The following is an 11,272-nucleotide window of genomic DNA, read 5'->3' on the forward strand; positions in this document are numbered from 1 at the left end:
CACCACGCTGCTCGTTACCGCCGGCGACGACGAGGTGGTGCGACTGTGGGACCCCCACACGCTGCACTTCGCCGGCGAACTCCATGGCCACACCGACGCCGTGCACGCGATGGGGACCTGGACCCGACCGGACGGCATCACCCTGCTCGTCACCGCCGGCGACGACGAGGTAGTGCGACTGTGGAACCCCCACACCCTCCGGCTCGCCGGCGAACTCCACGGCCACACCGGCAGTGTGTACGCGGTGGGGACCTGGACCCGACCGGACGGCACCACCGTGCTCGTCACCGCCGGCAAGGACCAGGTGGTGCGACTGTGGGACCCCCACACCCTCCGGCCCGCCGGCGAACTCCACGGTGACACCGGCATCGTGTACGCGGTGGGGACCTGGACCCGACCGGACGGCACCACCCTGCTCGTCACCGCCGGCGACGACGAGCTGGTGCGACTGTGGGACCCCCACACGCTCAGGCCCGTTAGCGAACTCCACGGCCACACCGACGCCGTGAACGCGGTGGGGACCTGGACCCGACCGGACGGCACCACCCTGCTCGTCACCGCCGGCGACGACGAGGTGGTGCGACTGTGGGATCCCCACACCCTCCGGCTCGCCGGCGAACTCCACGGCCACACCGGAATCGTGTACGCGGTGGGGACGTGGACCGGACCGGACGGCAGCACCCTGCTCGTCACCGCCGGCGACGACCAGGTGGTGCGACTATGGCACCCCCACACGCTGTACTTCGCCGGCGAACAACTCCACGGCCACACCGGCTTCGTCAGCGCGGTGGGGACCTGGACCCGACCGGACGGCACCACGCTGCTCGTCACCGCCGGCGACGACGAGGTGGTGCGACTGTGGGATCCCCACACCCTCCGGCCCGCCGGCCAACTCCAGAGTGACACAGACGCCGTGAAGGCGATGGGGACCTGGACCGGACCGGACGGCAGCACCCTGCTCGTCACCGCCGGCAACGACCAGGTGGTGCGACTGTGGGACCCCCACACGCTGCACTTCGCCGGCGAACTCCATGGCCACACCGGCTTCGTCAGCGCGGTGGGGACCTGGACCCGACCAGACGGCCCCACCCTGCTCGTCACCGCCGGCAACGACCAGGTGGTGCGACTGTGGAACCCCCACACCCTCCGGCTCGCTGGCGAACTCCACGGCCACACCGGCAGTGTGTACGCGGTGGGGACCTGGACCCGACCGGACGGCCCCACCCTGCTCGTCACCGCCGGCAAGGACCAGGTGGTGCGACTGTGGGACCCCCACACCCTCCGGCCCGCCGGCGAACTCCACGGTGACACCGGCGCCGTGAACACGGTAGGGACCTGGACCCGACCGGACGGCATCACCCTGCTCGTCACCGCCGGCAACGACCGGGTGGTGCGACTGTGGAACCCCTACACCCTCCGGCCCGCCGGCGAACTCCACGGCCACACCGGCGCCGTGAACACGGTAGGGACCTGGACCCGACCGGACGGCACCACCCTGCTCGTCACCGCCGGCAACGACCGGGTGGTGCGACTGTGGAACCCCTACACCCTCCGGCCCGCCGGCGAACTCCACGGCCACACCGACGCCGTGTACGCGGTAGGGACGTGGACCGGACCGGACGGCACCACCCTGCTCGTCACCGCCGGCAACGACGCGTGCGTCCTGACATGGACGACCACATTCGACAAGGGCTGAACCGGGTCAGCCCGGCCGCACTGCCACGCCTCAGCGCAACAACCACCGCGTTCCCTGCCCCAGCCATCACTGCCTGCCGCCGACCCACACCACCCTGGCCCTGGTCTGCTCGGCTTGCCTGGGTCGGTGGCTGGCGGGATGCATCCCACCTCAACCAACGACCCACCGCAACCGTTCGGCAATCCATCTCGGCGTCGTCTGGCCCCCGCCGGAGGCATGCCCCTAATGGGCCGGCGCGCCGGCCGATGCCGGCGCTCGCGCCGCCAGCAGGCCGAGCGCGGCCGGCGCGGCCCGCTTGCGGGCCGCCTTGATGTAGAAGAGCGCGATTCAGCACCGCGTGGCCCCTCGCTACTCGGTCGATCCCCTCGGTCCCGACCAAGTAATTCTGCCTGAGTTCTAGCCGGTGAGAACTTTCCATACGTCTTCAAGGCGGCCCTGACGGGCCGCTCGCGCCCCGCTCGGGGCACGTCGCGCCTTGCCGCTTCGCTCACGGCGCGACGACCCCGGCGGGGCGCTACCTGCGGCTGGACACGTCGAAGCCCTCGGAACGCCGAGGATGGCGAACCGAGGGCTTAGGGTCTACATGAGCTACTCAGGCCTTTCGGCGCAGGACACCAGTTGACAGCCAGTGCACCAGCAGGACCGCGAGGTTGACTGCCGCCTCGGCCTCGTCCTGCTGCTGACGCCTCGACTTCTGGCCTCCGCCATGGCGGGAGACCTGCCCCTGCCACAGCACCTCCATCATGCCTACCAACTCAGTCACGCCCCGCGACTGCCCACTCTTGTCGGGCAGCGACAGCTCCCATTTGTCGTGTGCATTGCCCTTAAGCTCACCCAGCACCGTGCCGAGCGTGGCCAGGCTCTTCTCCGCCTTGCGCTGCTCTACGAGGGGGCAGGCTACCTCTTCCACAGCTCTGATCGCCTCACTGAAGGCCTTGTCCGGATCAGGTGCCAACCCATACGTCGCTACCCAAGCGACAGCCAAGTGATCTGCTGCGCTCGGGGAAGCCGCACTGATTGCCGAACGTGCCGCCGCCTCCGCTGTCGAGTCGAGGCGTCGAACTAGACAGCGACCGTCGAAGTCGACCCGAAGGGCCGATGCACCGTCAAGCAGCATCGAGTCGAGAAGGAACAGTCGCTCCACGAACTCACGCGCAACTATGCCGGTCGCTTTCCAGCACGGATGAAGCTGAAGGATCGCATCAACGACGACCAAGAGATCTTCGTCCAGCGTATGGTGAATGACCCGTTCCGGAAACGACGTGTTCGTGTAAGGGTCCAGCCGCAGCCGCAGGCACAATCGCTCGGCCAGGCGGTAGCCATCAAAGTCCCTACGGTGCTGCAGTTCGCTCGCGATCCAGCTGCGGAGTGATTTGGTGAGCCAGGTAGGAACACCCTCGTAGTTGGTCTCGTCGAGGGGTGATCCAGCCAAACGCTTATCCAGACGCTGGAAGGGGCTGCTCTCGTTCACTAGCTCTCTCCTGGACAGCTTCGTCGGGGTTCGAGCTAGCCTACGGCCTACGCCCGCGCAGGCTCGGATCGATTTGCCTCCGGCGGGTAGGGCCTCCGGCCCTACGACCCGGATCCCGCCTCCGGCGGCAAGGGCTACCCGCCCTTGAACCCGGGCGACTCCGGGAAGGCCAGCCGACCGACGGGCACCCGCCGCACACCACAGGCAGCCAGACCGCGCCCGCCTGGTCCAGGTCGTACGTCCGGTGGGGCGCTCCACCTGGACCAGGCGGGCGCGGCCCGGCCGGGCGAAGCCTGCGCGACGGGAAGCCGGCACCGGTAGGAGACGAGTACAGGCCCGTCGGTTTGGGAGAGAGCGGAGAGAGGATCTTGCAGAGAGACGCTTCCCACACCTCGCCAGGCCGCCGAGCACCAACACCCTGGCCAGCGCGAATAGCCAGACGGCCATATTCCAAACCCAACTTGACCTTGTTCGGGACGAAGAGAACGGTTCATGGCCCGCCGTGGTACTGACCCGGCTGGATTGCATGGGGACCGCCTGGGGACCACACGGCCCGCCGGAACATCCACGCACCGCACCCCAACCGATGCCCCGCCGCCCGGTAGATCGCGGCTGACGTGCGCGAACGCCTTCCGCTATGTCCTGGGGGTCAAGGGGTCGTCGGTTCGAATCCGGCCGTCCCGACGCAGGTCAAAGGCCATTCGGAATCTTCCGGATGGCCTTTTCTGATCTTGTACAGCAGCGAAGTACAGCAACGGCTCATTGATCGAGGCTCTCGGCCGATTTCCCGCAGGGCTTGGCGGGTAGCCTTGGACGAGACCTGGCTGTAGATCTCCATCGTGATCGAAAAGCCCGCATGTCTCAGGATCGCCATCGCGATCCGGGGATGGACGTCTAGGTCGACCACCGCTGACCTGGTTCGGCGGCCTCGCCCTCACCCGCGAGGACGACGGCACCACCACACTTCGCGCTGCCGTGAGGGACCAGGCCGAGCTGCACGGCCTGCTCACCAAGGTCCGCGACCTCGGCGTAACCCTCATCTCCCTCACGTCCATCGACGCCGCGCGCGACCCCGATTCCCAGGAACAGCAACACCAATAGACAGCCCGGGTCCACGCGACGGGGCTGACCCACGCCCCGATCACGTCCTCGGGCGCGACCGCCACCATCCCGCCTCGACCAGGAGTGAATCCCATGGCTACCATCACTGCCGCCGCACCCGCTATCCATCCCGATCTGTCGCTGACCCGCCTGCACCTGATGCGCGCCGGCTACCTCCTGATGGGTGTCGGACTCGCCCTGGTGAAGTGGCCGCTCCTGCCCGACGTCGCCACCCTGCCGCTCTACGAGGGCGTGACGCTCTGCATGTTGACCGCCATGTCCCTCTTGGCGTTCCTCGGCCTGCGCTACCCGGTCAAGCTGCTTCCCGTGCTGCTCTTCGAGTCGCTCTGGAAGCTCTTCTGGCTCGCACTGGTCGCCCTCCCCCAAGCCATCACCGGTGACCTCGACGCGGCCACGACCGAGACCGTGGTCAGTTGCTCCCTGGTTGTCGTCATCCTCGCCGTCACCCCGTGGCGGTACGTGTGGCGGAACTACGTACGCGCCACCGGAACCCGGTGGCGGTGACCAGCCCGATGTTCCTGAGGTTTCCGCTCGCAAGCATCGCTTAGCCTCCGGACGCTTGCGAGCGACCTGGGCAAACGTGCCGTGAGCATGCCGCTGGGCCACCGGACTACTGGGGGTCAAGGGGTCGTCGGTTCGAACCCGGCCGTCCCGACACAGGTGAGGGGCCATCTCGGAAGTTCGAGACGGCCCTTTTGTCGTACCTTGCGTGACTGACTGAGTGACTGCGCCTCAGCGTCGAAGATCCGGTCCATGGCGTCTGCGCCGCTCAGGAGCACCGGCCGGAGTTGGTGCCGGTAGACGCTCTCGGTGACAGTCGTGCCGGAGTGGCCGCAGAGGTCAGCGATCTGTTCAAGGCTCCTGCCGTTGTCGGACAGCAGGGACACGAAGCTGTGCCGCAGCTCGCGGGGAGTCCAGTCGCGCGGGTCAAGGCCCGCTTTGGCGACGACGGGGCGGAAGGCCGGAGCACGTTGTGCCGGTCGAGGGCCAACGAGGGTGACGGGACCCCGCAGATTGCCTCTCGTGTGGCAGTTCGCGCCCCTGCTGGTAGCTGGTACGGAAAAATCTTCCTTATGGCCGCATAAGTCTGCCTAATCGCCTAAACGGGTCTGTCGGCTGTCCGTCCCTTGAACAAACGGTCAGGGCGTGCCGCACGGATCTTCTCGACCGAAGTCGATGTTCGCGTAACAGGACGGTGAGCAGATCATGACCTCAGGACTCTCGGGTACCAAGGCTTTGGTGACCGGTGGAACCAGTGGCATCGGGAAGGCCGCGGCTATCGAGTTGGCCCGGCTTGGTGCGCACGTGGTCTTGTCCGGTCGGGACGAGAACCGGGGCAACGACGTGGTGCAGGAAATTCGTTCGGCCGGGGGTCAGGCCTGGTTCGTGGCCACCGATCTTCACGACGAGGCCGCCGCGCGCTCGCTGGCCGTTCGTGGCAAGGAGCAGCTCGGGCAGGTGGATGTACTGATCAACAGCGCTGGCGTCTTCCCGTTCGGTCCTACCGAGCAGACCAGCGAGGAGACGTTCGACTCGGTGTACGCCCTCAATGTCAAGGCGCCATACTTCCTGGTCGCGGAGCTCGCACCCGACATGGCCAGGCGCGGCCGGGGCGCGATCGTCAATGTGACCACGATGCTCGCCGAGTTCGGCGCTGCGGGGCTGGCTTTGTACGGGTCGAGCAAGGCCGCGATGGTGCTGCTGACGAAGTCCTGGGCTGCCGAGTACGGGCCAAGTGGCGTACGGGTCAACGCGGTCGGCCCCGGACCGACCCGTACCGAGGGCACCGCGTCCATGGGCGATGCACTCGACCAACTGGCCAAGGGCGGACCGGCCGGACGGCCCGGCTCTGCTGAGGAAATCGCCGCCGCGATCACCTTCCTGGCCAGCGACCGGGCGAGCTTCATCCACGGCGCGGTCCTGCCGGTCGACGGGGGACGTACCGCCGTCTGAGTGATTTCCAACCGTCCGGTCTACTCCGCGACGCCGCATCGGCTGCCGGCGAAGTGGACGCTCCTATTTCTGTCAACCGTCTGCTGGCGGTGCCTTGAAGCCGGTTTGGGTAACGGCCGCGTAGCTGACGCTTCCGAGGAGGACAAGGGCGGACGATCGCGGATCACCGCAGCAGGTGGCGTCTGAAACCGACTCGTAATGTACAGGTCCAATGCATTCGTTGTGCCTGATCTGCGCCCGAAACCCGCTCCCGCTGCCCCACGATGACGGGGGAGGGGCGAATATGAGCGGCGCTCTTGGCCTGGGCGGACGGGGCTAGAAGGGGTGAGTCCAGCCTGGCGTTGGGACACCTCACTGGGTGGGTCGGTGCTGCGGAGGCCCGTCGCCCCGATGCTCGCTGCACCGGTAGATGCGGTGCTTGAGGGCCCGAACCTGGTCTATGAACCGAAGTGGGATGGGTGGCGCGCGTTGGCCTTCCGTGGAGATTCCGACGTCTACCTCCAGTCGCGCGCCGGCCGGAACCTGACGTCGTACTTCCCGGACATCACGCGGGCCGTGCGGGCCTTCGTGCCGCCCGGGGTGGTGCTCGACGGGGAGTTGGTCGTCTGGGAGGGCGGGCGGACGAACTTCGCCCAGTTGCAGCGGCGGGTCACCGCCGGCCAGGGCCTGCTGCGCGTCGCCCGTGAGCACCCGGCCTACTACGTCACCTTCGACCTCCTCGTGGACGCTGGTGGGGAGCCCGTGCTCGATGCTCCTCTGGTCGAGCGCAGGTCCCGGCTGGTCCGGTTGCTCGCCGGCGCCCCGCCGCAGCTGGCGGTCACCCCGCAGAGCACCGACGTCGCCGAGGTCAGCGAATGGCTGACCAGATGGACGGCCGCGGGTGTGGAAGGTGTGGTGATCAAGCGGCTCGACAGCCGCTATGAGCCTGGTCGACGAGGATGGGCGAAGTTCCGAGTCCGGGCCACCACGGAGGCGATCATCGGCGGCGTCACCGGCAGCATCCGCAATCCCGAGACCGTTCTTATCGGCCGATTCGACCGGCGCGGTCGGCTGCGATACACCGGCCGCACGCATCCGCTGGCCACGCCCCAGCGCCTGGAGCTGGCAACGCTGCTGTCCCCGCCACGTCCGACGGATCGCAGGCTTGTTGCCCACCCCTGGCCCGAGCCGCTACCCGCCGCATGGTCCGGCCAGTTCGACCGGCCCGAGCCGCTGCACTACGTCCAGGTCGAGCCGAGCGTCGTGGCAGACATCGAGGTTGACACGGCGTTCGAGCACCACCGGTGGCGTCACCGCGTCCGGTACGCCCGCCCCAGGCCGGACCTTTCGGTGTACGACGTGCCGCTGCTGCTCGGTGAAGGCGAGGACCCGTTCCCCGACTACGCGAGCAGCGCCTGATCCGACCGCCGCTCAAATCCCGTCGCAGGAAGGGCGCCGGGGCGCTCGGGTTTGAGCAGCACTGCGCAAACGTTCAACCCAAGTCCTGGGGGGCAAGGGGTCGTCGGTTCGAATCCGGCAGTCCCGACAGCGAGAGGGTTTCCGCAGGTCAGAGCCTGTGGAGGCCCTCTTTTCTCGATTGAGTCGGTCAAGGCATTGGTGTGCTCGATGCTCGTGGATCCCTTGACTCGGCGGATCCCCTGACTCGGCGGATCCCTCGACCCCTGCGGGTCCGGAACCCAACGCTTCGACCATCGTCAACGCGCTGGTCAGGCTCGCATTGCCTCAGTCTGCCCGTGACATGATTGCGCCCATGGGGAAGCAGCAGGACGTCGGCAGGCCCGAGGGTCACCGCGGGTCAGATACCACCGCCCACCGTGCGAGCGGCGGCAGCGTCGACGCGCGGCTTGCCCTCGCGCAGGACCCCGCAACGCCTCAGATGACCCTCTTCGACCTGGCGTCCGACCCGTCGGCCGTGGTCCGTAAGGCGGTCGCGGCTCGGACCGACGCACCGGCGCAGGCACTGCGACCGCTGACCCGGGACCATGATCGTGAGGTCCGGGAGGCGGTGGCGAGAAACCCTTCGACCTCGATCGCCAATCTCCTGCGTCTCGTCAAGGACGCCGACCGGTGGGTCCGCTGGGCGGTAGCCGGCAACCCGGCTTGCGACGAGTCGGTTCGCCGGGTGATGTCGGAGGCACCCGACAAGGAGCTTCGTGGTCTCCTCGCGGAGATGCGGGAGTTGGAGCCCGAACTGGCCGCCAGGCTGATCGACGACGTCTCACCCGAGGTACGGGAACGACTCGCCACCCACACCCACGACCCCGACGTGATCACCGCCCTGATGGCCGATCGCACCGCACGCGTCCGCAAGGGGGTCGCCCGCAACCCGCGGACCACCGCCGACCAGCGCAGCGCGCTTGCCCAGGACCCCGTGGTCGACGTCCGTGCCGCGCTGGTCCGCGCGGTCCAGCTGGACGAGGCGGATCTGGAACGCCTGGTTCACGACCGTTCGGTGCAGGTCCGGCTGGCAATGGCAACATCCGAGGTCATCCCGCCGCACATCCGGCAGGCCCTCGGCCGCGATCCCGACGATATGGTGGCCGGCGCGGCACGGGATTTCCGCCCGGCGTCTGGCAACGCCCCGGTGATAAGGGCTCCACGCGTCGGTCACCGGCGGTCCGGGAGCGGCCCAGGTCGACCGGGCGGCGCCGCGCGCTGAGGCCGGCGGCACGTCTGCCACGGCTCAGCAGGGGCGTGCGCGGTGGGAGCGGCCCCACGTACCGCTCAATGGCGTCGCCAACTGGCTGTACCCGCTGCTCGGCCCGTATCAGATCCGTCTTGTTGATGCCGGGACAGGAGGGCTGAGATCCCGAAGAATGGGGCCGTGCCCTCGAAGCTGGAAGCACATGGCGGCCCACGACATCAGCCAGGGGGACGCTTACCACTCCGAGCGGTGTCGGCAGACGTGACCCCGCCTCCGGTGCTCCTCGGAGGTGAGACGTGCGCGGCCGGGATCGGGGTGTGCGGCCAGGGATGGTGCGGCGAGAAAGTCGGGAGGCTTACGAGCGGCTCCGCACCTATTTCATCGTCGCGGTCCAGGCGGGCGTGGCGGCCGGTCTGTCCTGGTTCATTGCAGACGACCTCCTGCACAACTCGCAGGCCCTTTTTGCACCCGCCGCCGCGATCGGCACGATCGCGGCGGCTCTTGGCAATCGGATCAGGCGAGCGGCGGAACTCATCGCCGGCGTGTTCGTTGGAGTGTTGACCGGAGAGTTGATCATCCAGGTCATCGGGACGGGACCTGTACAGATCGGCCTGATCGTGGCATTCGCGATCTCGTCGGCAGCCGTGATACGCGGGGGTGGTGCCGTCATGGTGCATGCGGGAAGTACCGCCCTGCTGCTGGGAACACTGGCTGCGGAACAATCGCATCTCGCTGTGGCCCGGACCGTCAACGGGCTGGTCGGAGGGGTGACAGCCATCGCCGTGGCGCTGCTGATCCTGCCGGCCAACCCCGTGCGCGTCGTACATCGCGCTGCCGGTCCGACGCTGGACATCTTCGCCCGTGAGCTCACGGCTGTCGCTCAGGCGTTGGAGCGGCGTGACCTTCAACAGGCCGAGGGCGCCTCGCAGCGCTTGGCCGTGGCAGAGATGGAACGAAACAAGACAATCGAGATGGTCGCTGCAGCGGGGGAGGTCGCGGTTCTCTCACCTTGGCGGTGGCGACGATTGGGCGTCCTGCGCAGGTACCAGCACGCCTCCAAGCACCTCCAATGCGCCTACTCCAACAGCCGCGAGTTGGCGCATTGGGTCGTATCGACGGTACGGCTACGTGAGCCGATACCGGCCAGCCTTCCCGCGTCGATCGAGCACTTGGGCCAGGCGGTGAGGCTGCTGCATCGCGATTTCCTCGCCGGCCGAGAGCCTGAACGTTCGCGCGCGCGGGCGCAACAGGCCATCGAGAAAGCCAACCAGGCCTGCGCCGAAGATGTTGAGTTCTGCGGGAGGGTTCTCGCTTCGCGGCTGCGCCTTGCCATCAGCGAAGTGCTTCAAGCATCCGGAGTGCCGAAGGCAGAGGCGAATCAGCAGGCGGGGTTGGCTGCCGACGCGAGCTGATGAAGCAACCTGTGATGTCGTCCTGACGCCTGCCGAAGCGAGGGCATGCCCGTTGATGCAGGCAGAGATGAACTGTCGGTCGCGCGCGCAGACCGAGGCCGTTGGGCTGGCCGCCCGGAGGTGACAACTACCGGGTACGAGCATGGACGGTGCCGCGCCTCCGGCCGAGCAGACGGAGTCAGCGGTTGAACGCGACGGCGTACACGGAGACGGCCAGCATGCCCGTCACAACTATGACCGCGACCGTGTTGAGACGAGTGAGTCAAAGTCGGATACGCATGGTGATCATGCGGATGCTTGGCCGGCCGCCGGTTCGATCCGCTCGACCCACTGTGCCCGCCAGGCCGGCGGCTCCCAGGGCTCTCCGAAGTAGATCCGCTCGCGGACGACCTTGCCGTCGCGGAACTCCATGATCCCGACGGCCATCATCGGCCGGTCGTCGTACCGGATGGTGTACTCGTTGACCCACAGATCCCCGCAGCCGACGGTCCGGTGCAGCTGGAACTCCTGTCGCGCGGGGTAGCTGGACCTGAGGGCGGTGATGTTGGCCTTGCCGCGGACGCGCTCGCCCCCCTGGGGCCACTCCAGCACCGCGTCGTCGGCGTAGATCTCGGATGCGCGGGCGATGTCGTCGCCCGGCCCGCCGCCTGGTGCGCTGACGTTGGAGGCCTCGAAGTGGGCTTCGATCATCGCCCGCGCCACGGTCTCGTCCATAGCCCAACCTTCCGTCCGAACGGAGGTCTGCGTGTTGGCCTGCGCATATGGAAGCTACCACCGGCCGGGAGCCACCCGGTGCCGTACCCGGCGGATGCCCCTCCCGGCGGACCGCGCGCCGCCGCGGTCCAGTGGCGTTCGCTGCTTCCGCGGGAGTGATTCCTTGCTAGTACGGCAGCCGCCGTTTGAGATGTCGCTGGTGGGGGCCGGGTAGACGAGGTGCGGCCACCGGGTGATCGTCTGTCTGCTGTGGACATAAC

General features: G+C 67.9%; 9 protein-coding genes and 2 pseudogenes. 7 read left to right on the forward strand and 4 right to left on the reverse strand.

The genetic code is table 11. The features are described from left to right. The coding region (locus tag M2302_RS32560; RefSeq protein ID WP_280841627.1) for a WD40 repeat domain-containing protein at positions 1-1,696 on the forward strand (1,696 nt) is incomplete at its 5' end. A 592-nt stretch (positions 1,697-2,288) separates the two neighbouring features. Here M2302_RS32560 and M2302_RS32565 read toward each other — a convergent pair. Next, positions 2,289-3,167, reverse strand: a complete 879-nt coding sequence (locus M2302_RS32565) for a hypothetical protein (RefSeq protein ID WP_280841628.1) — start codon at positions 3,165-3,167, stop codon at positions 2,289-2,291. A 778-nt stretch (positions 3,168-3,945) separates the two neighbouring features. Beyond that, positions 3,946-4,092 (reverse strand): annotated as a pseudogene (locus M2302_RS32570) (site-specific integrase); the annotation flags it as partial. Positions 4,093-4,142: 50 nt separating this feature from the next. Here M2302_RS32570 and M2302_RS32575 point away from each other — a divergent pair. After that, on the forward strand, positions 4,143-4,268 hold the full coding sequence (locus tag M2302_RS32575) for a hypothetical protein (RefSeq protein ID WP_280841629.1): 126 nt from the start codon (positions 4,143-4,145) through the stop codon (positions 4,266-4,268). Positions 4,269-4,361: 93 nt separating this feature from the next. Further along, on the forward strand, positions 4,362-4,793 hold the full coding sequence (locus tag M2302_RS32580) for a hypothetical protein (RefSeq protein WP_200216679.1): 432 nt from the start codon (positions 4,362-4,364) through the stop codon (positions 4,791-4,793). A 224-nt stretch (positions 4,794-5,017) separates the two neighbouring features. Here M2302_RS32580 and M2302_RS33240 read toward each other — a convergent pair. Continuing rightward, positions 5,018-5,277, reverse strand: a pseudogene (locus M2302_RS33240) (tyrosine-type recombinase/integrase); the annotation flags it as partial. Positions 5,278-5,495: 218 nt separating this feature from the next. Here M2302_RS33240 and M2302_RS32590 point away from each other — a divergent pair. The 4 genes from M2302_RS32590 (at position 5,496) to M2302_RS32605 (ending at position 10,298) form a co-directional block, all read left to right on the forward strand. Beyond that, entirely contained in the window at positions 5,496-6,242 is a 747-nt protein-coding gene (locus tag M2302_RS32590) for an SDR family oxidoreductase (RefSeq protein ID WP_280841630.1), read from the forward strand. A 390-nt stretch (positions 6,243-6,632) separates the two neighbouring features. Continuing rightward, a complete protein-coding gene (locus M2302_RS32595) occupies positions 6,633-7,640 on the forward strand; it encodes an ATP-dependent DNA ligase (protein WP_280841635.1) in 1,008 nt (335 codons plus the stop codon). 478 nt (positions 7,641-8,118) lie between these two features. Further along, a complete protein-coding gene (locus M2302_RS32600) occupies positions 8,119-8,901 on the forward strand; it encodes a hypothetical protein (protein WP_280841631.1) in 783 nt (260 codons plus the stop codon). Positions 8,902-9,215: 314 nt separating this feature from the next. Next, entirely contained in the window at positions 9,216-10,298 is a 1,083-nt protein-coding gene (locus tag M2302_RS32605) for an FUSC family protein (protein ID WP_280841632.1), read from the forward strand. A 285-nt stretch (positions 10,299-10,583) separates the two neighbouring features. Here the strand turns inward: M2302_RS32605 and M2302_RS32610 are convergent, their stop codons facing one another. Then, on the reverse strand, positions 10,584-11,012 hold the full coding sequence (locus M2302_RS32610; RefSeq protein ID WP_280841633.1) for a nuclear transport factor 2 family protein: 429 nt from the start codon (positions 11,010-11,012) through the stop codon (positions 10,584-10,586). Positions 11,013-11,272 lie beyond the last annotated feature (260 nt).

Source organism: Micromonospora sp. A200, assembly GCF_029893845.1.
GTDB lineage: Bacteria > Actinomycetota > Actinomycetes > Mycobacteriales > Micromonosporaceae > Micromonospora > Micromonospora purpureochromogenes.